The organism is Psychrobacter immobilis, assembly GCF_904846235.1.
GTDB classification, from domain to species: Bacteria; Pseudomonadota; Gammaproteobacteria; order Pseudomonadales; family Moraxellaceae; genus Psychrobacter; species Psychrobacter immobilis_C.
On record NZ_CAJGZN010000001.1, the window covers coordinates 148439 to 171595 of the forward strand.

General features: G+C 43.3%; 19 protein-coding genes and 1 tRNA gene. 14 read left to right on the forward strand and 6 right to left on the reverse strand.

The features are described from left to right. Positions 1-89 precede the first annotated feature (89 nt). Both JMX07_RS00720 and JMX07_RS00725 read left to right on the forward strand, forming a co-directional pair. Positions 90-1766, forward strand: a complete 1677-nt coding sequence (locus JMX07_RS00720; RefSeq protein ID WP_201605392.1) for an ABC transporter permease — start codon at positions 90-92, stop codon at positions 1764-1766. 124 nt (positions 1767-1890) lie between these two features. Next, positions 1891-3216: an ABC transporter ATP-binding protein gene (locus JMX07_RS00725; RefSeq protein ID WP_201605395.1), complete on the forward strand. Its 1326-nt coding sequence runs from the start codon at positions 1891-1893 to the stop codon at positions 3214-3216. A gap of 34 nt (positions 3217-3250) precedes the next feature. Here JMX07_RS00725 and JMX07_RS00730 read toward each other — a convergent pair whose 3' ends face one another. After that, positions 3251-4126 (reverse strand): methyltransferase domain-containing protein, encoded by an 876-nt coding sequence (locus JMX07_RS00730; RefSeq protein ID WP_201605398.1) that lies wholly within the window; start codon positions 4124-4126, stop codon positions 3251-3253. A gap of 56 nt (positions 4127-4182) precedes the next feature. Then, positions 4183-4464, reverse strand: coding sequence for a hypothetical protein (locus tag JMX07_RS00735; protein WP_057759093.1), 282 nt, complete (start codon positions 4462-4464; stop codon positions 4183-4185). Between the two features lie 468 nt (positions 4465-4932). On the opposite strand from JMX07_RS00735, the gene JMX07_RS00740 reads away from it, so the two are divergent. From JMX07_RS00740 to JMX07_RS00770, 7 genes are all read left to right on the forward strand, one after another. Next, the gene (locus tag JMX07_RS00740) at positions 4933-5112 is read left to right on the forward strand and encodes a hypothetical protein (protein WP_201605401.1); all 180 of its coding nucleotides are present in this window, start codon (positions 4933-4935) and stop codon (positions 5110-5112) included. 292 nt (positions 5113-5404) lie between these two features. Then, the gene (gene gyrA / locus JMX07_RS00745; RefSeq protein ID WP_201605403.1) at positions 5405-8197 is read left to right on the forward strand and encodes a DNA gyrase subunit A; all 2793 of its coding nucleotides are present in this window, start codon (positions 5405-5407) and stop codon (positions 8195-8197) included. A gap of 176 nt (positions 8198-8373) precedes the next feature. Then, entirely contained in the window at positions 8374-9444 is a 1071-nt protein-coding gene (rarD, locus tag JMX07_RS00750; RefSeq protein WP_201605406.1) for an EamA family transporter RarD, read from the forward strand. A gap of 240 nt (positions 9445-9684) precedes the next feature. Further along, a complete protein-coding gene (rarD, locus tag JMX07_RS00755) occupies positions 9685-10755 on the forward strand; it encodes an EamA family transporter RarD (RefSeq protein WP_057759099.1) in 1071 nt (356 codons plus the stop codon). Between the two features lie 212 nt (positions 10756-10967). Then, positions 10968-11636: a glutathione S-transferase gene (locus tag JMX07_RS00760; protein ID WP_201605409.1), complete on the forward strand. Its 669-nt coding sequence runs from the start codon at positions 10968-10970 to the stop codon at positions 11634-11636. 94 nt (positions 11637-11730) lie between these two features. Beyond that, positions 11731-12042 carry a hypothetical protein gene (locus JMX07_RS00765; protein WP_201605412.1) on the forward strand — a complete coding sequence of 104 codons (312 nt, stop codon included), beginning with the start codon at positions 11731-11733 and terminating at the stop codon, positions 12040-12042. 103 nt (positions 12043-12145) lie between these two features. Next, positions 12146-13282, forward strand: a complete 1137-nt coding sequence (locus tag JMX07_RS00770; RefSeq protein WP_201605415.1) for a ribonuclease Z — start codon at positions 12146-12148, stop codon at positions 13280-13282. A gap of 40 nt (positions 13283-13322) precedes the next feature. Here JMX07_RS00770 and JMX07_RS00775 read toward each other — a convergent pair whose 3' ends face one another. Next, positions 13323-14294 carry an ATP-binding protein gene (locus JMX07_RS00775; RefSeq protein ID WP_413786644.1) on the reverse strand — a complete coding sequence of 324 codons (972 nt, stop codon included), beginning with the start codon at positions 14292-14294 and terminating at the stop codon, positions 13323-13325. A 192-nt stretch (positions 14295-14486) separates the two neighbouring features. Between JMX07_RS00775 and JMX07_RS00780 the strand changes: the two genes are divergently transcribed. From JMX07_RS00780 to JMX07_RS00790, 3 genes are all read left to right on the forward strand, one after another. After that, positions 14487-15512, forward strand: a complete 1026-nt coding sequence (locus JMX07_RS00780) for a serine/threonine protein kinase (RefSeq protein WP_201605424.1) — start codon at positions 14487-14489, stop codon at positions 15510-15512. A gap of 167 nt (positions 15513-15679) precedes the next feature. Further along, complete coding sequence (locus tag JMX07_RS00785) at positions 15680-16240, forward strand: DJ-1/PfpI family protein (protein WP_320157996.1); 561 nt, start codon at positions 15680-15682, stop codon at positions 16238-16240. Positions 16241-16299: 59 nt separating this feature from the next. Then, positions 16300-16698, forward strand: coding sequence for a ribbon-helix-helix domain-containing protein (locus JMX07_RS00790; RefSeq protein ID WP_201605429.1), 399 nt, complete (start codon positions 16300-16302; stop codon positions 16696-16698). 213 nt (positions 16699-16911) lie between these two features. Here the strand turns inward: JMX07_RS00790 and JMX07_RS00795 are convergent. The 3 genes from JMX07_RS00795 to JMX07_RS00805 all read right to left on the reverse strand — a co-directional run bounded on the left by JMX07_RS00795 (position 16912) and on the right by JMX07_RS00805 (position 20459). Beyond that, positions 16912-16996 (reverse strand) — tRNA-Leu (locus tag JMX07_RS00795). Positions 16997-17214: 218 nt separating this feature from the next. After that, a complete protein-coding gene (locus JMX07_RS00800) occupies positions 17215-18996 on the reverse strand; it encodes a sigma 54-interacting transcriptional regulator (RefSeq protein WP_201605431.1) in 1782 nt (593 codons plus the stop codon). A 98-nt stretch (positions 18997-19094) separates the two neighbouring features. After that, positions 19095-20459 carry a two-component system sensor histidine kinase NtrB gene (locus tag JMX07_RS00805; protein WP_201605434.1) on the reverse strand — a complete coding sequence of 455 codons (1365 nt, stop codon included), beginning with the start codon at positions 20457-20459 and terminating at the stop codon, positions 19095-19097. A gap of 135 nt (positions 20460-20594) precedes the next feature. Here JMX07_RS00805 and rimO point away from each other — a divergent pair, with 135 nt between their 5' ends. Both rimO and pyrH read left to right on the forward strand, forming a co-directional pair. After that, positions 20595-22181, forward strand: coding sequence for a 30S ribosomal protein S12 methylthiotransferase RimO (rimO, locus tag JMX07_RS00810; RefSeq protein WP_201605437.1), 1587 nt, complete (start codon positions 20595-20597; stop codon positions 22179-22181). 172 nt (positions 22182-22353) lie between these two features. Continuing rightward, positions 22354-23079 (forward strand): UMP kinase, encoded by a 726-nt coding sequence (pyrH, locus tag JMX07_RS00815; RefSeq protein WP_057759121.1) that lies wholly within the window; start codon positions 22354-22356, stop codon positions 23077-23079. The last annotated feature ends 78 nt before the right edge of the window (positions 23080-23157 follow it).

Below are 23157 nucleotides of genomic sequence, written 5' to 3' on the forward strand. Positions count from 1 at the left end.
TTATTACAGATCAGTTATTCAAGTAATGACGATTTTGAGGTTGGTATAAGCTTACAAGGTCTCTATACGTATGACACGGTAATGATAATATGATCACAACGCCAGATGCGTCTGTTAGTCAAAATGATACTGTCAATAACGGTGTTAACGACCAGCAGACTGTCAGCCAAGACCACGCCCTTCGTAAACGTATTATCTCGAAATCAGTCTTAGGGCTGATTTCGTTGTTTATGCTAGTACCGATTTTAATCGTGCTGCTGTCGTGGACTCAGCCAGTGGCAGAGATTTGGACACATATGGCAGACTATGTACTGCCGCAAGTGCTCAAAAACACGGCAATTTTATTGCTAATGGTGACTGTCGTTTCAGGTACTATTGGTACTGCTCTGGCTTGGGTCACTAGTATGTATCGTTTCCCTGGTCAGCGTTTCTTTTCGTGGGCGTTGATGTTGCCACTTGCCATCCCTGCTTATGTATTGGCATTTGTCACTATTGGGATTGTTGACTTTAGTGGGCCGCTACAGACAGCTCTGCGCGATTCCGGTATCAGCACTGCCATACCGTCGATAAGGAACGTATGGGGCGCAGGCTTGGTATTATCGCTAGCGTTTTACCCTTATGTATATTTGCTCGCGCGTCAGGCATTTTTGTCACAAGGCAGGCGAGCGATAGAAGCGGGGCAGATGCTAGGTTTGAGTCGTAGCCGTGTATTTTTTCGTCTGGCATTACCGCAAGCATTACCGTGGATCATTGGTGGCTTATTGCTAGCTAGTATGGAAACCTTAGCGGACTTCGGTGCAGTATCTGTATTCAATGTCGATACTTTTACTACCGCCATTTATAAAGCATGGTTTGGTTTTTTTAGTTTGACCACAGCGGCTCAGTTAGCAGCCTTGCTTATTGGTGTGATTTTTATCGTGGTATTGTTTGAGCAGTATTGGCAAGCGAAGCGTGGTAGCTCACTTACCCAAGGTAGCAGCCAACGCTTTGATGCCAGCAAACCTGCCAAACTCGCCATGACACTGCTGTGTACGCTGATCTTTTTAGTTGCCTTTTTAATTCCTTTCTTACAGCTCATCTATTGGACAGCACTTAACTTTCGCCAAGATTTTGATGCACGTTACATTGATTTTGTCACCAACAGCCTCATGATTGCTAGTATGACCACGCTGTTTATTGCCTTTTTGGCCATTATTATTGCGTGGATCAAACGGCAGTATCCTGATAAATCGACTAAGCTAATGACCACTTTAGCCAATTTAGGCTATGTCGCACCGGGGACTGTATTGGCGGTAGGGATATTTATACCTATTGCGTGGCTTGATAATCAAATGATTGCCTTTGGTATCACCTCACAGCAAGTGCTCTCTGGCAGTGTCATTGTTATGCTACTGGCGTTATCGACGCGTTTTATGACGGTGAGCTTTCAGCCAGTTGACAGACAGTTGCAGCGATTGACCGTCAATCAAGAGGCTGCTGCAAAATTACTTAGCGACAGTCCTTATCAGCGCTGGCGTCATGTGATGCTGCCTGTGCTTAGCCCTGGTGTATTGACCGCATTATTGATGGGCTTTGTCGAAGTGATGAAAGAGATGCCCATTACGCTAATGACAAGGCGTCAAGGCTGGGATACGCTTGCAGTACGAGTATTTGAAATGACGAGTGAAGGTATGTGGGGACGAGCCGCATTGCCGAGTTTGCTAATCGTGCTAGTTGGATTGCTCCCTGTCTGGATATTACTACGTCAAAGCGACAAACACAGCTAGTAACAACACAGCTAATAGCAATAATTTGGCATAAGTTTAACAGCACACTCATAGTGTCAGCTATATTATAATTTGCCCTGTTTTATCGATGGTTTTACTTACTAATAGCGAACTGGTACCGTTTATGTACACTGATTCAATGAACGACTCTACAAATTCTAAGTCAGAAAAGGCTCGGGCTAATCACATGCCTGTAGCAAAATCAGCACTGTCACAAAATAGAATCAATCCAGTTCAGCCGAATAAAACTGTAGAACAAAGCAATACCTCACAACAAAATACTGAGAAACATATCGCGACAGATCCTTATTTTAGTGTACAAAACCTAATTGTCGGCTATGACGATACTATTGTGGTTAATGGCATGTCGTTGATGCTCGAGCAAGGAGAGATTGGTTGCTTCTTGGGTTATAGTGGCTGCGGGAAGACCACAGCGCTACGAGCAATCGCGGGACTGGAGCAAAGTCGTGGCGGCACTATTTATCTAAACAACCAACGCCTAACAGAGAAAACTGCTCGTCAATCATTTGCAGTTGCGCCAGCCAAGCGTGGCATGGGCATGGTGTTTCAAGACTATGCTCTGTTTGGGCATTTAAGCGTGGCAAAAAACATCGCCTTTGGTCTCAATAAGTGGTCAGCTGCTGACAAAAAAGCCCGTGTGGCTGAGATGCTAAGTTTAGTTGAATTGACTGAACATGCAGACAAACGTCCAAATGAGCTTTCTGGTGGTCAGCAGCAGCGTGTGGCTCTAGCAAGAGCGCTAGCCCCCAAACCAAAACTACTATTACTTGATGAACCATTCTCTAATCTAGATGTGGTGCTGCGTGAATCACTAGCAATGAATGTCCGTGATATTCTTAAACGTACCAACACCACAGCAATTTTGGTCACTCATGATCAAAATGAAGCGTTCGCGCTAGCGGATAAAGTAGGGGTAATGGATAAAGGACGATTGGTACAGTGGGCAAGGCCAAGCGAGCTGTATCATGAGCCTGTCAGTCCTTTTGTCGCTGAATTCGTAGGCGAAGGCGCGATGGTAGACGGCATTATCAAAGAAGGTCATGTTGAGACGGCGCTAGGTAATATCTATCGTCGCATGGAAGTCTATGATGAATCAGGCCAGCCACAGTATTGCGAATATGACTATCCAAACGGTACACCGATCAAAGTACTTGTACGCCCTGATGATATTATTCATGATGATGACAGTACCCAGACAGCTTTAGTTATTGGACGTGTGTTTCGCGGTGCCAACTATTTGTACCGACTGCAGTTAGATGACGGACAGACTGTCTTATCCTTAGTTGCGAGCCATCATAATCATGCAATCGGCTCGTATATTGGCATCTTGCCTTTGCTAGAGCATGTTGTAGTCTTTGATGAAAAAGACATCAATGCCACTACTTGGTCAGAATACGATAGATCATCGAGAATGGATGAAGAGGTTTAGCCGTCTTCATCCATTTTTGAGCTATCGTCTAAATTTACCGTTTAGCCAAAATATGTAAATAACGACCAAGCCACTTGTACGGCTCTAATTGTGAGTAGCGTAACTCCATTCTAATCACTGCATCTGGGTCGTTGTGACCGCCACGCTTGAGCGGCGCATAATCATGAAATACCCGCAAGCCACTGCTACGTACCGTCTGATAATCATGCGCTTTGAGCCAAGACTCGACTTCTTCTTTAGCCACGGGATAGTTCGGGGTGAGGCTTTTCTTATTGTCCGCTTTGTAATCGTTACCATCAAGTAAGCTATCGAGTAAGTTAAAATTTCCCATGATAAGATTGCGATAATCGAAACTTGCTGGATTATAGAAGCAGACGGATAGCGCGCCACCATCTATTAAGTGCTTATCAAAAAAGTCCATGACCGCCGCTGGTTCTGCTAACCATTCAAGTAGCGCGTGCGACATAATCAAATCAAATTTTTCTGTCTCTGTCTCTGTCTCTGTCTGAGCCAGTTTTTCTTCAAGCGCTTGATAAGGGCAAATATACCAAGTGATGTCTAGCTTTTTATCGATTTTCTCTGCGCTCGCTTTTGCCTTCTCAAGCATATTTGCTGAGATGTCATTTATGACTACGTTATGACCTTGAGCAGCAAGTTCTATCGCAATTTGCGCAAGCCCTGCACCCACATCCAAGATGCGTAAAGGTCGCCCAAGCGCCTCACTCATTTGTGCGCTATATTCGAAAATATCACGGCGTAGCACAGCCAATCGAATCTCGCCTTTTAAACCACCATAGACTTTCTTTTCGAAATGATCGGCAATGGCATCGAAACTACGATCTGCTCGATCGTTTTCTGCTGGTATAGAAAGGTTTGAGTCAGGCTGGCTATCTTGATGTCTAATTGGCATAAGGTATTTAGTTCAATAAGTAAGAGGGTCAAATTAATAAAACTATTCAGTATGAACTAGCGTTTCAAACGTCTGTTAATTACCCATTTAAAAACGAATTTCGCTAAAACAATAACGACAAATACCACGATAACAAACACCCACATACCGTTGCCTTGTAGGTTTTCTTGGTAGGCTTTTGACAAGTATGCTGATAAAGCCATAGCGACTAAAAGTGCTCCCCAACGGACATAGGGTACAGCGCGATTGTTATGGTTAGGAAAGCTAGCAACATAATCGCTCGAAAAGCTGTATAGCACCATTGCTAAAATCCAAACAATTGCAAGAATGATATCCATAATAAAAGTAGCCTGTTAGGTCGTTATGTAAGTGCTATAAAAGATGAGGTAGTGTAGCGTTTAGAATTTTTTTGTCCAGTATCACTCAAAAAATAGCTGCATCAAAGTGGTTTAAATCATAATGTGCTCATGAGAATAATATGACTGTTGAAAATAGTATGCTTATGAAAGAATTATGGTTGTAAAAAAAGCATGCTCATGAAAACAATCAGTTCACGTCAGAGACAGTTGTAGGTGTTGTTGTATTGGCTAAATATTCTAAGCATCCTAGTTGTTTGCCAATAGAGCTTATATGCAAACCACGTATGAGCTCTATGCTCAAGATTTTAGCGTTAAATCAAATGTCATGTTGAACTGTAGATAGAAATATAAGTATCCACTCAGTTAGTCAAAATAAATCTTGTCGAGCTGTAGCCAATGAGTATAGTATTTTTCTATTTAATATCCATCAGATACGGAGAATAAACAATGAAATCAATCAGCACAGCGCTACTCGCTCTAGTATTTGCCTTTACATCTATGAGCCAAGCCCAAGCTCGAAATACGCCTTGTTCAGGAAAAATGGGCGGGGTGTCTCATTGCTCAGCAGATGGTAAGTTCGTCTGTAAAAATGGCAAAATCAGCCAATCAAAAAAAACCTGCCATTAGAATTATTTTAGTGTGTATGGATAATTCAAAATATCACTGTGAATGAACCGTCTAGCTTGATTTTAATGGTACTCAGAACCCCCTAAATCAGCAAATTTGTGCTAAAATAGCTTCTTTTATTAAACATTAAAACTATCGCTATTTTCCTATTGTTTTGCACGTGTAGCAGTGTTTTTTTATGGTGTCTATTTTGGTCATGACTGCCCATTTATGTGGCAGTATTTTTATATGATCTACGGGTGCCATAAGCGATGTGTCAACGTTAGAAAAAAATGTGAGTGAAGGAGTGTATATGAGCGAATCGGTCAGTCCTATTGGCATCGTAGATGAACTAAAGCAGTCGTATTTGGATTATGCGATGAGCGTGATCGTCTCGCGTGCGCTGCCTGATGTGCGTGATGGGTTCAAACCTGTACACCGCCGCGTGATGTATGCCATGCACGTGCTATCAAACGACTATAATAAACCGTATAAAAAATCAGCACGTGTGGTCGGTGATGTTATCGGTAAGTACCATCCACATGGCGATAGTGCCGTCTATGATGCCATCGTACGTATGGCGCAGGATTTCAGCTTGCGCTACCCAATGGTTGATGGTCAAGGTAACTTTGGCTCGATCGATGATGATCCTCCGGCAGCGATGCGTTATACCGAAGTACGTATGACCAAACTGACCCACCAGATGCTCGCTGATTTGGACAAAGACACGGTCGATTGGGAAGACAACTACGACGGCTCTGAGCGCATGCCAAGTGTGATGCCAGCGCGTATTCCTAACCTATTGGTCAATGGTGCGACGGGTATTGCCGTTGGTATGGCGACCAATATGGCCCCGCATAATTTGACCGAAGTGATCAATGCTTGTTTGGCCTATGCTGAAAATCCACAAGTTTCAGCTGAAGAGCTGATGTCGCATATCTCAGGTCCTGATTTCCCTACGGGCGGTATTATCTATGGTCGCGCGGGCATTTTAGATGCTTATCGTACGGGTAAAGGCCGCTTGCATATTCGTGGTCGTTATCATATCGAGCCGATGAGCAATTCTGGCGTCAACCGCGATCGTGAGCGCATCGTATTCACCGAAGTACCTTATCAGGCTAACAAAGCCAAGTTGATTGAGCGTATCGCAGAGCTGGTCCGTGATAAAAAAATCGAAGGTATTAGCGAAATTCGTGATGAGTCTGATAAAGATGGTATGCGTATAGCTATTGATTTGCGTCGCGGCGAGACTGCTGAAGTTATTGTTAATAACCTATTTCTACAAACGCCGCTAGAGTCTAGCTTTAGTATCAATATGGTGGCGCTGGATAATGGTCAGCCAAAACTATTGACCTTGCGTCAGCTTATCGCTGCATTTGTCCGTCATCGTCAAGAAGTGGTGACACGTCGTACGATTTATGAATTGAACAAAGCCCGCGTTCGTGGTCATTTGCTAGAAGGTCTAACGGTTGCTCTAGCCAATATCGACGAAATTATCGCGACGATTAAAGCTTCTGCAAACCGTGGCCTAGCACGTGAAAGCTTATTAAATAACACGTGGGGTTCAGGTAGCGTCGTTGCGATGCTTACAGCTGCTGGTAGTCAATCAGTACGTCCTGAGTTTATCGAAGGCGAAGATCCTAAGGCGCCGTTTGGTCTAATCGAAGGCGAAGAGCGTTATCGTTTGTCACTTGAGCAGGTCAATGCGATTTTAGATATGCAATTGCATCGTCTGACTGGCCTTGAGCAAGATAAGTTGACCGAAGAATACCAAGATTTACTGCGTGAAATTGCACACTTAGAGTCTATCCTTGGCGATTTTGATAAGCTGATGGCTATTATCTCTAATGAGATGATCGAGATTCGTGATAACTTCGGTGATGAGCGCCGTACCGATATCATCGATTCACGCATGGACTTTAGTCGCGAAGACCTTATCCCTGAGCAAACGGTCGTTATGACGGTATCGCGTACTGGTTACGCTAAGACTCAGCCGATTGATGATTATGTCGCGCAAAAACGCGGCGGTAAAGGTAAGTCTGCCACAGCAATGAAAGAAGACGATGTAATCGATCATTTAGTCGTGACATCAACGCATTCTACGGTACTGTGTTTCACTGATAGTGGACGTGTCTTTAGCTTACGTGGTTTTGAAGTGCCGATTGCCAGTCGCGGTGCTCGTGGTCGTCCATTGGTCAATCTAATTGGTCTAAATAGCGACGAAACCGTTACAACCATACTACCAATTCCAAAAATTGTGGAAGATACATCAGTAGTAAGTGAAGTATCAGAAGTAAGCAATGATGACGATTCGGTAGAAGATAGCAACCAAGCAGAGCCACCTTTTGTATTCTTTGCCACGGCCAACGGTACAGTGAAGCGGGTAGAGCTAAAGCAGTTTGCCAATATTCGCTCGAACGGTTTGATTGCAGTTGGATTAGAAGACGGTGATAAATTGGTCAGCGCTCGAATCACTAATGGTAGCCAAGAAGTGATGTTGTTCGCTTCAAGTGGTAAAGCCATTCGTTTTGATGAGAATGATGCACGTGCGATGGGCCGTACGGCAAAAGGCGTCCGCGGTATGCGTCTGGCTACTGATGAATTTATCAAATCATTGGTCGTTATCGAAGATGATGTACGTGAAATCTTGATTGCTTGTGAAAATGGCTTTGGTAAACGTACCTTTATCGATGAGTTCAATACGCAAAATCGTGGCGGTGGCGGTGTAATCGCTATCAAGACCAGTGAGCGTAATGGTGCGTTAGTACGAGCGACCAAGGTTGACTCTACTGATGATATTATCTTAATCTCTGATAAAGGTACGCTCGTACGTACGCCAGTTGAGCATGTCGCTAGCTCTGGTCGTAATACGCAAGGCGTGACGCTGATTCGCCTGTCAAAAGATGAAAAACTGGTTGCCATGGCACGTGTTGAGCATGAAGAGAGCGATGATGAGCTTATCGATGCCATGAGAGAAGACGGTACGTTTGAGGTAGAAGGTCAGGAGCAGATAGATATTGATGCGACAACTGACAATACCGCAACTACTGACGTCGATGATGTGATTGATATTGCAAACGATCATAAACCAAGTGACAATCTATAATAGACTAACTATGCATAAGACGATGACGAGTAATAGTCTTGGTAATTAGCTTTTGAGTCTAGTCTCTTAGCATTTTTCTAGAAAAAAGCCTCTGACGTTATCGTCGGAGGCTTTTGTTTTTTTATTCTCATTTTTTCAATACTGTAAATAAGGTTCTATTTTTTAAGGCTGTTGTTATGCTTACGACCAATCAAACTTTTCAGGGAACGGTTGCTTCGGTAGCATCGAGCTTTTTATTCTCGATGATGTTTTTGTTTGGACTGTTTATGCTGCCCTTAACAGGGACGCAGGTAGCATCATGGCGTGTGCTCATGATGTTGCTCAGTTTGGTTATATTGGTCAGTTTGACTAAGCAGTGGCAACGTGTTTTTGATTATATAAAGACGCTAAAGACACTAAAAGAATGGCTGATATTTATACTGCCTGCGCCAATCCTAGGTGGACAGATTTGGTTATTCATGTGGGCACCAGTCAATGGGTTTGGTCTCGATGTCACGTTGGGCTATTTTTTATTGCCGCTAGTGATGATTGTGCTTGGTCGATTCTTTTACCATGAGTATATGAGCATCTTGCAGTGGGCTGCCGCGATATTTGCAGCGCTCGGCATCGGCTACGATATTATTCAGTATGGCTCAGTCTCTTGGGTGACACTGTTTGTATGCTTGGGTTATCCGCCATATTATCTGCTACGGCGCACCCTTTCTGTACCGCCTATTACGGGCTTATTGTTTGATTTGACGCTATTGACACCAGTCGTGCTCATCGTGCTATATATGACGGGTGGTTTTGATGTTGCGGCGCAAGATGTGAAGTTCTGGTATCTATTGCCGCTGCTTGGTGCTTTTAGTGCGCTTGCGATGTCGCTGACGATGATTGCCAGTAGCAAGTTGCCAGTATCACTGTTTGGGGCATTAAGTTATATCGAGCCGATGCTGTTATTTGTGTTGTCTATTACTATTCTGAGTCAAAGCCTTGAAGAAGGTGGTTCGCTCTTTATGTATGGCATGATTACGCTTGCGCTACTGGTCATGATGGCCGATAGTGTAAAAGGCTACCTTGTTCGTCAGCGTAATGACCGCTTGCATGGCTATAGAGAGCTTCAGATTGGCGGCTTTCCACCGCGTCGTCATTTTATCAATCAGCGTATCGATGGCGTGCTAAAAGCCCATCGTTTTCGTAAGATTCGTCGTTACCAAAAGAAGATGGATAAGATACAGCAAAAAATCCAACAACTTGATGCAAAATAAGCACTTACCTGCATTAAATTTACTGAATTTAAAAGTTTAGACACTAGATGAACAGTGGCATTGCTTATTCATGCTGACTTTGACATAATGCCGACCATGATGTAAGCCTAGTACATCAAAAGCGTTCAACTTAGATTGCGCGACGACCTTATATGCAAAAGCCTCAGACGTTCTCGTCTGAGGCTTTTGTTTTTTTTAAAAATTGCCATGGATGTGCCCCAATCTTTAAAGGCTGTTGTGATGCTGACTACTAACCAAACCTCGCAGGGTACAATCACCGCTGTCGCTGCAAATTTTTTATACTCATTACTGTTCTTATTTGGTCTACTGCTGCAACCATTATCAGGTACGCAAGTCGCTTCGTGGCGCGTGCTGACAATGTTTTTTAGTCTAGTACTGCTGGTAAGCGTATTAAAGCAGTGGCAGCACATTTTTGATTATTTAAAAACACTAAAAAATGCAAAAGAGTGGTTTTTATTTATATTACCTACACCGATTTTGGGCGCACAAATTTGGATATTTATGTGGGCGCCAGTCAATGGTTTGGGGCTTGAGGTAACGTTGGGTTACTTCCTATATCCGATGATTATGATTGTTGTCGGCAGGTTCTTTTACAACGAAGACATGAGCTTACTTCAGTGGGCTGCCATTGTGTGTGCGGGTCTTGGTATCGCTTACGATATTTTTGAGTATGGCGCTATTTCTTGGGCGACTTTGTTTGTTTGCTTGGGTTATCCTCCTTACTATCTACTACGTCGCAAGTTGGCAGTACCACCTATTACTGGTTTGATTTCAGACCTTGTATTGTTATTGCCAGTGGTATTGGTCGCGCTGTATATGAATGGTGGTTTTGAAGTAGCAATCACCAACCACAAGCTTTGGTATCTGTTGCCGTTATTAGGCATTATCAGTACCGCTGCAATGTCACTAACAATGGTGGCCAGTCAGAAGCTGCCTGTCTCATTGTTCGGGACTTTGTGCTACCTTGAGCCGATATTCTTGTTTATCTTCTCAATCGCAATTTTAGATCGTAACTTACATGATGGTGGCTCCATGCTGATGTACAGCATGATTTTCATCGCACTGCTGATTATGATTGCTGATAGCGCACTGGGCTATATGGCACGTAAACGTGAAGACCGCTTACACGGCTACAATGAGCCACAAGTGGGCAGTTTCCCACCACGTCGTCGTCTTAAAAATCGCCGTATCAAAGGCGTGCTAATCGCGCATCGATTCCGTCAGATCAAAAAGTATCAGCAAAAGATAGATAAAATGACGCGCAAGATTGAAGCATTACATTTAGATTGATGTTGAAGAGTACAGTGTCTTAGGCGTAGGTTGAGATGTAAATTGAACTGACTTGGTAGACATTGTTTTCCAGTATGTCTGCCAACTCGCAGTATTAAACAAGTAGAAATTACGCTATTATCGAGAGCAGTAGTGCCGCGATTGAGTGAACATATGGCGCTATATCTGAGATATTATGGCTGATTTACTACAATATATAACTAGGACGGTTTATGTTACATCTTCATCATTTAGCAAACTCGCGCTCGTTTCGTATTATTTGGCTGTTGGAAGAGCTCGGCGCCGATTATAAACTGACTTGCTATGAGCGCAATAAGGCATACCGTGCTCCTGACAGCCTAAAGCAAGTGCATCCGATTGGTAATGCGCCGATACTAGAAGCGGACGATCGTGTGCTGATTGAGTCAGGGTTTATCATTGAGTATCTGATTAAGCACTATGATAAAGAAAAGCAGTTCAAACCTGAAGATAATAACGAAGCAGCGTGGGAAGCCTACACGTTTTGGCTACACTTTGCAGAGGCTTCATTGATGCCACTGTTGGTCATGCGTTTGGTATTCACAAAAGTAGTGTCTCAGTCGCCAATGCTAATCAAACCTATCAGCAAAAAAATCCAAGGTCAGATTGAAAAAAACATGATCAGTAGCGGTTTGGAGAAGATGCTAGATATGATGGAGCGTCATCTACATGAAAATCACTGGTTTGCAGGTAGTGAATTTAGCGCCGCTGATATTCAAATGCATCTTGCAGTCTTGGGTGCCAATGCTGGTGCAGGTCTAGATCAGAGTAAATATACCAATCTTTTGAACTGGCTCAAACGCTGCGAAGAACGAGATGCCTTTAAACGAGCAGAAAAAAAGGGTGGCCGTCTGAATTTTTAGAGGATACTGGTATAATCCTCTCTCAACGCTTAAGTAGCCATGTAGACCAAAGGCTTTGTTTATGAATAAACAAAGCCTTTTTTAGGATAATGTTATGACAGACCTAAATACCTCGAATAAAGGTAATCTGAAGCAAGATAGTCTAGACAAAGATAATAATCAGTCAGCAACTCAAACATCACTTAATAAGCAAGATACCAGTATGCAAGAAAATAATAGACAACAGATTAATAGCCAACAAGTCTCTATCAAATCGTGGTCACAGAAAATTCTGGTGGTCATTCTATGTGTGGCAAGCTTTTATGGTGGCTGGAAATCTTACGAATCGAATATGGTAAATGAGTGCACTGCCAATGGTGGGCAAATGATTGAAGGTCAAAAGACCATGATATGCCAATTGTCATAGCTAGGGCATATTCTTCGTTTATCTTATTTCTGTTATCGTTTTAGAATGAAGAGACGCACTTGTACTTCTGAGCCAGTACTCCTGATAAATAAAAGGCATCACTATGCTAAAGCTAACCTTTTTGGGTACGTCCGCGGGTGTACCGACTAAACAGCGTAATGTGACCGCATTGGCCATAGAGTGTTTGAATCCGCATAGCTCTGGCGTACAGCAAGGAAGTCGGCAACAGAATAATCAGAGTAAGAAATCGCGTCCATGGGTGTTGATTGATTGCGGTGAAGGCACACAGCAGCAATTGCTACATACTAAGCTCTCATTGCATCAAATGGCTGCTATCTGCATCACCCATGTGCATGGTGACCATTGCTATGGTCTGCCAGGGTTACTAGCAAGCGCTGCCATGTCAGGACGTCGTGATGCGCTGACTTTGATTGCCCCAAAAGCGATTGCTACTTTGCTTGATGCCATTACCTTAACCACGGAATTGTATTTACCTTTTGCTCTTAATTTTGTAGCGATTGAAGAGGTGTTAGCTGAGCAAGGTGATACGAACAAAGTCGACATTAGCTTAAGCGACCAACATCAGCTTGATATTGACATCACGCGGCTATCACATCGGGTTGCTTCTCATGCCTTTGGTATTACTCAGACTATTAGCCGCCGCATCCTTAATACAGATAAGCTTGTGGCAGATGGTATTCCAGCAAGTGCGCTGTGGGGTAAATTGCAGCAAGGCGAAGATGTCACGACTGAGGATAATAGACAATTGCACTCAGTAGACTATATCAATGAGGAAATACAGCAGACGCGCGTGGTGGTGGCAGGAGACAATGATACGCCAAATTTGTTAAGCGAAGCCGTTATCAATGCGGATTTATTGGTGCATGAAGCCACTTATACGCATGAGGTCATGATGGCTATTCAAGCCAGAAACCCTGACTATGACCCAATGCATAGCAGTGCGCATGTGGTGGGCACATTCGCGCAAAAGATGAACCTGAAAAACATCATTTTGACCCACTTTAGCGCTCGCTATCAGAAATTTGATAATCCAGATAGCGAAACGCCAAATATGGCATATATTCGTTTAGATGCTGAGAGCGTCTACAAAGGCAATCTCTGGTTAGCAATAGATTTTGACCAATATATGGTCAATGGTGCTGTTGAGTCGGTAAGCAATCAAGAGGGCAGTCAAGAAGAGAATCGCGTGCAGTATATAGGCTCTGCACGCAGTGATTAGACATGGCTAAGCTTAGATATGATTGAGCGTTAAATATGACCTAGTGCTTACTGTCTTCGATAGCCAATTGTGTTTTACCACTCCAAAAACGGCTAAATTGATAAGCAACTCGTCCTGAGCGACCGCCACGTTCTGAGGCCCAACGTAGCGCATCCTTTCTGATCTTATCAGGCATAGACTGACTTGCTAAAATTTCCTTAGCCTCATTATCCACATCAGCGGAGATTTTTTGCTGCTCTAAATTCAGATAATGCTGAACGATTTGCAGATAAGTCTGCTGATCCATAGGATGGAAGGTGAGGGACAAACCGAACCGATCTGATAATGACACGGTCTCATCAATGGCCTCATAGGGATTGACTTCATCCGTCTGCCCATTATAGATATCGACATTGTCTTTCATCATCTGCGGTAGCAAGCGACGGCGATTACTGGTGGCGTAGACCAGTAGTTTGTCTTGCTCAGAGTCTAGCGAGCCATCGAGCACGCTCTTTAGCGCACGATAGCTCTCGTCTTGACCATTAAAAGCGAGGTCATCACAGTATACGATATAGCGGCAATGACAATCTGCTGGTAGGGCATTAATAGCAGCACGAATCTTATCCAATACTTGCAGATCATCGCGCGCAACCTCAATAATACGTAAGCCTTCACTATGATGAGCTTGTAGCAAAGCGCGAATCAATGATGACTTACCGGCACCGCGTGTGCCTGACATCAATACATGGTTGGCAGGGTAACCTTTAATAAACTGACGGGTGTTTTGTACCAGTTTCGATTTTTGCGTATCGATACCATGTAAGTCATCTAAGCTCAAAAACAGGTTGACCGACAAAGGCTGCAGGTGACCAGTGCGACCACCAACCCAGCGATAAGCAAGCTGGCTCGGGTCGATTTCAATAGTTGGTGTGACTCGCTCTTGTAAGTACTGACTGAGTAAGTCTAACAAAGGTGCGGGTAGGGCATAAGTAGGTTGATCAGATGGCATGGTCGGGGTAGTTGGTTGTGACATAGTGGCTCTAGCAATTAAGGTTGTCTTTAATACCATACCCAAAAATACAATTAACGCTGCTAAAATTTCAGTGCCTACAATCTTAGTACCTATTAATCGTAGTACTTGTAATCATTATTCGCGCTATTATTATCTTTGGAAATGATACGAATGGGAAGGCTGTAATCTCACTATATTATGAGAAACAATACCATGGAAAATAGTGCCAGTAATCCGTCTATTACGCAAGCCTTGCAAGCCCAGGCGATACAGCTATTGCCCATTATTACCCAAGAACTGGTCGCACAATATTTTAGCCAGATAGTGCATCAACGTATTGCTCAGCAAAGCACAGAACAAACGCAAGATGCCAAAACGCAACATATCGACAATACTTACTTCCAAGGACTAACACGTGCCCAGCATCCGCAATTTGGTAGCGTGATGATTAAATGGCAGTTGAGTGATGGCGCTTATCCTATCGCTGCCGATTTAACTCACGAAGCGGATATTTTAGCTGCTGTAAATGCTTCATTGATAGTCAAAGATAATGCTATCGCACCGCCGCTATTGGCGCATCATTGTCTAAAAGTCCAAATACTAGAGCAGTTGAAACACCTAGTTATAGTGGTCATGCCTTATTATCCTAATGGTAGCTTGGCGAGTCAGCTAACCGCTTCAAAACATCTGTCATTGATAGCGTCACAAAAGCATCATTTCATCATGAAATCTGCACACTTGATAGCCAATTTGCATCAGGCTGGCTGGCTACACAATGATATTAAGCTCAGTAATATTTTGCTTGAAGGTTTTGACGATGAGTGGCCAGCAGATACTATGAGTAATGATCTGGCCCCTAGATTATTACTCACTGATTTTGCTTTATCACAACGTATGACAGTGGCTAATAGCCAACCAAATATTGCTGGCACACCAGCGTATCTTGCACCTGAGCGCTGGCAAGGTCAGGGTGTAACGGTGCAAAGTGATATCTACGCGTTTGGCATAATGATGGTTGAGATACTAACAGGGAAACGCCCGTTTCAAGTAAGCGCCGACAGCCATGATAAATCAAAAGCGTGGGCGATGCAGCATTGCCAGCAACCCATTCCAACATTGTCATCAGAATATAGTCACTATCAATATATGGTCGACAAAGCATTGGCGAAGCGGGAAGAGAGACGATATCAGAAGATGGATAAGATATTGATAGATTTGAAGTTATTAGAAAATAGCTGAATTTATGATTTTATTTTAAAAAGTGATTGTTTGTAGTATTCACATGTTACCTAGTCGTTGTTTTTTATGTTTGAATGGATATTCAGGCTCATTTTAAGCGAAGTCGCTACAAACTAATTTGGGTTCCCATATTTCATTACAATGTTTTATTACAATACAGTGAGAATATCATGGCTAAAGTACTTATCATTACCGGTGATTTTGTTGAAGACTATGAAAACATGGTTCCGTTCCAAGCACTACTAGCAATGGGGCATGAGGTTGATGCGGTCTGCCCAGATAAAGTAGCAGGTGATAGCATTGCTACCTCAATACACGATTTCGAAGGTGATCAAACTTATACCGAAAAACGCGGTCATAATTTTGTCCTTAATGCGTCTTTTGCTGATATCAATGTAGAAGATTACGATGCCTTGTATTTGCCAGGTGGACGTGCGCCAGAATACTTGCGCTTGAATGCTAAGGTCATTGCAATGATTCAGCATTTCGCAAATACTGATAAACCGATTGCCTCAGTTTGCCATGGGCCACAAATGCTGACAGCTGCTGGCGTACTAAAAGGTAAAAAAGTATCTGCTTATCCTGCGTGTCAGCCAGAAATGGAAATGGCTGGCGCTGAGTATATCGAGTTACCTATGGATGGCGCTATTACAGATGGCCAACTGGTAACGGGTCCTGCATGGCCTGCCCACCCAGCGATGCTAAAGCAGTTTGTTGCCTTGCTATAAGCATTAATTCGGGTCTGTTGAACGTTCAATAGACCCCAGTATCGAGAGAGGATATATATATGTGCCAACTTTTTATTAGTGCTGACGACAGCTTGTGGAGCTCTAAAACCAAATCGCTTCGAATTCAGGGAGTTGTCACTTCAATTCGTTTAGAAGTGTTTTTTTGGGATATATTAGAAGAGTTGTCATTTCGTGATCAAATGACGGTTAATCAACTGATCACTAAGCTATACCTTGAATCTCTCGATGCTGATCATGATATTGGCAATTTCACTTCTTTTTTAAGAGTTTGTTGTTCTCGTTATTTATCTTTAATAGCCGATGGCGATCTTTCTCGCGAAACAAGATTACCTTTAGAAAAAGTCGATGCAAGAAATATTATTCAACGTGAAACCCTCCGTAAAAATCAACGTAGTGCATTATTCAATGATAGTGAAGGAATCCTTTCTATTAATTAGTTCTGTCTATGGCAAGTACATGAAAGCATTGGCAAAGCGGGTAGAGAGGTGCTATAAAAGTACGGATGAGGTGCTGAAGGATTTAGAAAGGGTAGAAAAGTAGATTAATGCTCTTGATAAGATATTTTATAGTTCTAACACCAAATTCCAGACACAAAAAAACCTGCTAAAAAGCAGGTTTTGATATTTGGTCTAAGATGTACTATCCGAAAATGGTGGGGCTGGAGAGACTCGAACTCTCACACCTTGCGGCGCCAGAACCTAAATCTGGTGCGTCTACCAATTCCGCCACAGCCCCATTTTCGTTACTCTATCATCAAAAGCGATTAAACTCAAACGCTATCTAGACAGTTAACTGATTCGGTAGTGCGTCTCAGTGGTTGGCTATTATATAGAGTTTTAATTGTTTGGCAACCCCTATTTGCAATTATTTTTAATTATTTATCATTTATTTTCGATATTAATTTTAAGTAATTGATATTAATAATAATTTATTATCGTATTTTATGCGTTTCTTTATTCTTTAGTTGGTACTCTAGGGGCAGAAATATCCAACTGCTGCAATTTGCGCGTCAGAGTATTGCGTCCCCAACCAAGTAAGCTCGCTGCCTCTATCTTTTTGCCGCCACTATGATTGAGTGCTGCTGTTAATAAAACACGCTCAAACTCAGGGGTTGCTGTTTGCAGAATATCAGTTTCACCCGTGCTTAACGACTGCTCAGCCCAATCAGCCAATGCTTGTTGCCAACTCTGGTTTTTAGGCAAAGGGCTACTTCGCTCATTTTGATGACTGTTTAACGCACTACTATTTAATACATTGCCACTTTGTACCAAGTTCTCTTGAGCGTCTTCCTGTGATGCGCCATGCTCTTCATAAAGCACCGTATTAGGTGAGATGTTTTCAAGTAGCTCTGGTGGCAAATCTGTCGCCATCACAGTATCACCAGTAGCCATAACCGTGAGCCACAAACAGACGTTTTCTAATTGACGCACGTTACCACGCCAGTCAAACGTCTGCATAATTTGCAATGCGGCAGGATGTAGATGCTTTGGAGAGGTGTTCATTTGCTCTGCAGCAGATTGCATAAAGTAGAGGGCTAATGCAGGAATGTCCTCAGGGCGTGTACGTAGTGGTGGTAGGGGTAACCGAATGACATTGAGACGATAAAACAAATCTTCGCGGAATCGGCTTTGTTTTACCAGCTCTTCTAAGTTTTGATGAGTGGCTGCGATGATACGTACATCGACCTTTATGGGCTGCTGACCACCAACACGATAAAACTCACCATTGGCTAGGACGCGTAACAGCCGTGTCTGAGTGCTAAAAGGCATGTCACCGATTTCATCTAAAAATAGAGTACCGCCGTCTGCCTGCTCAAAACGGCCTTGACGCATCGTTGTTGCACCAGTGAACGCGCCTTTTTCGTGACCGAATAGCTCAGACTCGATCAAGTCATGTGGTATGGCTGCCATATTGAGGGCAATAAATGGTTGCTGTTTACGCGGGGAGTGTTGGTGCAATGCACTGGCCACCAACTCTTTACCCGTTCCAGACTCACCAGTAATTAAGACGGAAATGGGAGATTGCGCCAACCTGCCAATAGCACGAAACACCGTTTGCATGGCTGGTGACTGTCCAATGATGCCGCTAGGGTTCCCATTACTTTTGGTTTCGACGGCACCTTTGCTCTTATTGTCTTTGTTTGTCTTGCTAGCAGGTGCTGCTTTAGGTTTTATCAGGTCTTCAGTGAAAGTATCAGACGTTATATTGGTATTAGGTTCATCTGAAAGGGAAACAGTCGTTGTCTCTAAATTGGGCTGATAATTGATGGCTTTATAAATCGTTGCAACCGCATCATCTAAGTCAAAAGGCTTGGGTAGGTATTCAAAAGCACCAGTCTGATAGCTATTGATAGCAGAGGTCAGGTCTGAGTGTGCCGTCATAATTACGATTGGCATTTTAGGGAAATGCTGATGGACCCAGTCGCTAAAAGACAATCCATCCATCATTGGCATACGAATATCGGTCAATATGACGTCTGGTAATTGCTCGGCTGACTCTTGCTGTTTTAAAACATCATTAAGGCGAGTCCATGCTGCTTGTGCTTGAGTAAAACTGATAACGGTCAATCCAGCATCTTCAAACGTGTCTGCCAACACCATACGTAGGGCTGCATCGTCATCGATTAACCACAATGTTGCAGGGTGGTCGCTGGGTGCATTATTCACAGTTACTATTTGTGATTGTGGTGATTGATCATCGCTTTTAGGTTGGAGGTCGTCGCTATATTCAGTCATGTATTGGGCCTAATCAGCAATTATTGATGGTAAGTTGGGGATTGGGAGTTAGCGTTATGAAACTTAGCAGCCTTTAATTCATAAATTCATAATTTGTTTTATGTCTCAGTGATGGGTTGAGTAAATGGTAGATATAGCGTAAATCGGGTTTGCTTGTCTTCTTGTTCTTTTGTCGAGCTCACATCAATCATACCATGATGATGACTGATAATATCTTGGACGATGGATAATCCAAGACCTGTACCAGCTGCACGGCTAGTAACCATCGGGAAAAATATCTGACCAATCAGAGCTGGATCAATACCTGAGCCATTATCAGTAATAGTAACTTGCATCACTTGCTTGTGCTGCTGTCCGACGATTGTATGCTGAAAAGCAACCCGCGTTTGAATATGCAATGTCGGTTGATAGTCAGAATTGCCCTCAGTTTGTATGGCAGCTTGTAGTGATTCTTGAGACTCTGAGATTTTATTCTGTTGTAGCGTTTGTTCGAACTCAGTCATCGACTCACAAGCATTATTAATAAGGTTTAAAAACACTTGAATCAGCTGATCCTTATCTGCACACAACTCTGGCAATGATAAATCATAATCACGCTGTAACACTACCTGTGGATACTGATTGGTCACTAAGGTTAAGACATGCTCTAAAGGCTCATGGATATTGAGCGTTTGCCAGTTTGGCAGTTGATTGGAACCTAGAAGCTGCCCAATAAGATGAGTCAATCGATCAGTCTCTGAAATAATAATGTCCGTATAGTTGCGCAGCTTTTGATTCATTTTTTGCAAATCATGCTGCGTGTCAGTGTTGGTAGTTGTCAAAGCATTATCAGCGCTAGAGGTGTTAGTAGTAGATGCGTCACTGAATTTAATAAACTGCCGTTGCAACAGCTGGGCTGCCCCGCGAATACCAGCAAGAGGGTTTTTTATTTCGTGCGCCACTGAGCGTAGCATATGACGGGCCACTGTATACTGCTGTTGTTGGCGCTGCTCCTCAGAGATACGACTTTGACGATCTTTACCCCACATCTCGATAATAAAATAAGGCTGCTGTTCATAGATGACCGGTGTGACGCTATAGTCGACTGACAATGATAAATTACCGTTTAGCGGTGTTTTTATGATGTGGTCATGATCGATAAAAGGTTGTTGGTAGTTCTGCGCTTGCACAAAGCGCTCGGTCAAAGAGTAAGCTGGCTCGCTCGAAGGCTCATTTTCATTTGTCTCACTACTATCATTATTGATAAATGCAATATCTTTAGTCTTTAACTCATCAGGTGCGAGCAGTGTCAAGATTGATTGATTGATTAGTCTGCCGCTACTAATGGCAAGTAGCTGCTCGGCTTGAGCATTCAACCGTGTGATTGATAGCTCATCGTTGACCCATAAAATAGCGGTGAATAAGTGCTGAGATATAAATGCGAGGTCAGGGGTTGTTTTGGCGGTTATAAAATCAGCGTTCATCAGTAGTGCCCAAAAAAGTCAGATGCTTGAGATAATATTTAACCACAAATCAAGACTATAGAGCGGCAAAACTGGTGATTTTTGCAAAAAAAACGTACAATGCGCTCAGCCAATTTATCTCTAGCAAGGTCAGCCATGTCCAAAACTTCTACCGAGTCAGTGAATACGACAGCAGCAGCTCCTCTATCTGCCGTAAAAGACACTGCCACTATCTTCAATCCTGCCGCGCCTACCATAGTACAAGCGCAGAGTCAGGCAGATGTCAGTCAAACAGATACTAAACAACCTTACCATCATAAAGCCAACCACAATCAGAACCGTAGTGTAGCCCAAAGCAGCGATGTAACGACTGCCAATGCGACTGCTACGATGCCAGTTAGTGCAGCGCCAAAGATTGGTTTTGTGTCACTAGGTTGTCCAAAAGCATTGGTAGATAGTGAGCGTATTATCACTGAGCTAAGCCGTGATGGCTATCAAGTAGCCAGTGATTATGACGGTGCCGACTTGGTCGTGGTAAACACTTGCGGCTTTATTGAATCAGCGGTACAAGAGTCACTTGATGCGATCGGCGAGGCCATTAGCAAAAACGGTAAAGTGATTGTCACTGGTTGCTTAGGTAAAGAGGCGGACAAAATCCGTGAGATGCATCCAGCTGTACTAGCAGTGACGGGCGCACATGCCTATGATGAAGTGATTACGGCAGTAGCGCAGCATGTGCCTAAGCCAAATCGCAGTCAGGACGCCAACTATGATCCAAAAATAGATTTGATTAATGAAGCGGGTATCAAACTGACCCCAAGCCATTATGCCTATCTAAAAATATCAGAAGGCTGTAATCACCGTTGTACGTTCTGCATTATCCCAAGCTTGCGCGGTGATTTGGTATCGCGTCCGATTGATAATGTGATGAACGAAGCACTGGCACTCAAAAAAGCTGGCGTGAAAGAATTACTTATCATCTCGCAAGATACCTCGGCATATGGTCTTGACCTAAAGTACAAGACCAGCTTTTGGAATGGCATGCCGCTCAAGTCTAAGTTTTATGACTTATGCCAAGCATTGAACGATTTGGGCATTTGGGTACGTCTGCATTATGTCTATCCGTATCCACACGTAGACAAAGTCGTTGAGTTGATGGGTGAGAAGAAACTGCTTCCTTATCTAGATATTCCGTTTCAGCATGCCAGTCATCGCATCCTAAAGGCGATGAAACGTCCTGCGCATAGCGAAAACACTTTGGCCCGTATCAAAGCGTGGCGTGATATCTGTCCTGATATCGTGATTCGTTCGACCTTTGTGGTTGGCTTCCCTGGCGAGACAGAAGAAGATTTTCAGTGCTTGCTTGATTGGCTAGTTGAAGCACGCCTCGATCGCGTGGGCGCATTTACTTATTCAGAAGTAGAAGGCGCAGTGGCCAACGACTTGCCTGATCATGTGCCTGAAGACGTCAAGCAGTCTCGCTATGAGCGACTAATGGCGCTACAGCAAGATATTTCAGCGCAAAAGCTACAAGAAAAAGTCGGCAAAACCTTAACGGTATTGGTCGATGAAATTGATAGCGATGAAAATATTGCTATTTGCCGTAGCTATGCTGATGCACCTGAAATTGATGGTCATGTCTATGTTGATGACATCAACGCTCAAGTTAAAATAGGGCAGTTCTTAACCGTGACTATCGATGATGCTAGCGAATACGATCTATTCGCCAGTTATCAAGGCTAGATATCCAATAAGATATGCGAGTGAAAATTGCCCAATGGCGGGCAGTTTTTGCTACAATTAGCGCAATTTAGCCTTTTTAATACGCTTAGCTGTAAGTGTGGCGTTGTGGGCAAACTCGATTTGTATTTTACCGATAATTTTCTTTATAATTTCATAATAACAAGGTGACCTCATGTCTGACAAAAACCCGCGTTACGCTCGTATCTTGCTAAAACTCTCCGGTGAAGCCTTAGCTGGTAGTAAAGACATGGGTATTGATACCGAAGTGCTTGATAAAATGAGCTTGTCTATTGCTCACTTGCGTGGACTTGGTGTCCAAGTTGGTATCGTGGTCGGTGGTGGTAATTTATATCGCGGTGCACAGTTACAAAAAGAAGGTCTCGTTGGCCGCGTTACTGGTGATCAGATGGGCATGCTAGCGACCGTTATGAACGGACTGGCAATGCGTGATGCGCTTGAGCGTCGCAACATCAAAACCCGCTTGATGTCAGCGTTACCGATTGGTGAAGTCACCGAAAGCTATAGCAGTCGTAATGCCATTCGTTATCTTAAAAACGGCGAAGTTTGTATCTTTGTCGCAGGTACGGGTAACCCATTCTTTACCACTGACACGGCTGCATGTTTGCGCGGTATCGAGATCGAAGCTGGTTTGATTTTAAAAGCGACTAAGGTCGATGGCGTTTATGACAAAGACCCAAGCCTACATGATGATGCAGTCAAATATGACGGTCTGACTTTTGATGAAGTACTAGAGCAAAAGCTAGGCGTCATGGATTTAACGGCTATCGCATTATGCCGTGAGCATAACGTACCGCTACAAGTGTTTGATATGACTAAACCTAATGCATTATTGAATGTCATCATGGGTGAAAATGAAGGCACACGAGTTTTTCATTAATTGATGCGATACTGGCTGGCAACTAACGTCAGTAAATAGCTAACGTTTAGCAACAAGTAATTAATATCCCAATAGCAA

Bases quoted from the DNA above. Each gene is read 5' to 3' on its own strand.
- JMX07_RS00725 (WP_201605395.1), top strand. From the start codon at position 1,891: ATGTACACTGATTCAATGAACGACTCTACAAATTCTAAGTCAGAAAAG.
- pyrH (WP_057759121.1), top strand. From the start codon at position 22,354: ATGTCTGACAAAAACCCGCGTTACGCTCGTATCTTGCTAAAACTCTCC.
- JMX07_RS00730 (WP_201605398.1), bottom strand. From the start codon at position 4,126: ATGCCAATTAGACATCAAGATAGCCAGCCTGACTCAAACCTTTCTATA.
- JMX07_RS00740 (WP_201605401.1), top strand. From the start codon at position 4,933: ATGAAATCAATCAGCACAGCGCTACTCGCTCTAGTATTTGCCTTTACA.
- JMX07_RS00775 (WP_413786644.1), bottom strand. From the start codon at position 14,294: ATGTCACAACCAACTACCCCGACCATGCCATCTGATCAACCTACTTAT.
- JMX07_RS00805 (WP_201605434.1), bottom strand. From the start codon at position 20,459: ATGAACGCTGATTTTATAACCGCCAAAACAACCCCTGACCTCGCATTT.
- rarD (WP_201605406.1), top strand. From the start codon at position 8,374: ATGCTTACGACCAATCAAACTTTTCAGGGAACGGTTGCTTCGGTAGCA.
- rarD (WP_057759099.1), top strand. From the start codon at position 9,685: ATGCTGACTACTAACCAAACCTCGCAGGGTACAATCACCGCTGTCGCT.
- JMX07_RS00720 (WP_201605392.1), top strand. From the start codon at position 90: ATGATCACAACGCCAGATGCGTCTGTTAGTCAAAATGATACTGTCAAT.
- rimO (WP_201605437.1), top strand. From the start codon at position 20,595: ATGTCCAAAACTTCTACCGAGTCAGTGAATACGACAGCAGCAGCTCCT.
- JMX07_RS00770 (WP_201605415.1), top strand. From the start codon at position 12,146: ATGCTAAAGCTAACCTTTTTGGGTACGTCCGCGGGTGTACCGACTAAA.
- JMX07_RS00790 (WP_201605429.1), top strand. From the start codon at position 16,300: ATGTGCCAACTTTTTATTAGTGCTGACGACAGCTTGTGGAGCTCTAAA.
- JMX07_RS00760 (WP_201605409.1), top strand. From the start codon at position 10,968: ATGTTACATCTTCATCATTTAGCAAACTCGCGCTCGTTTCGTATTATT.
- gyrA (WP_201605403.1), top strand. From the start codon at position 5,405: ATGAGCGAATCGGTCAGTCCTATTGGCATCGTAGATGAACTAAAGCAG.
- JMX07_RS00800 (WP_201605431.1), bottom strand. From the start codon at position 18,996: ATGACTGAATATAGCGACGACCTCCAACCTAAAAGCGATGATCAATCA.
- JMX07_RS00780 (WP_201605424.1), top strand. From the start codon at position 14,487: ATGGAAAATAGTGCCAGTAATCCGTCTATTACGCAAGCCTTGCAAGCC.
- JMX07_RS00735 (WP_057759093.1), bottom strand. From the start codon at position 4,464: ATGGATATCATTCTTGCAATTGTTTGGATTTTAGCAATGGTGCTATAC.
- JMX07_RS00765 (WP_201605412.1), top strand. From the start codon at position 11,731: ATGACAGACCTAAATACCTCGAATAAAGGTAATCTGAAGCAAGATAGT.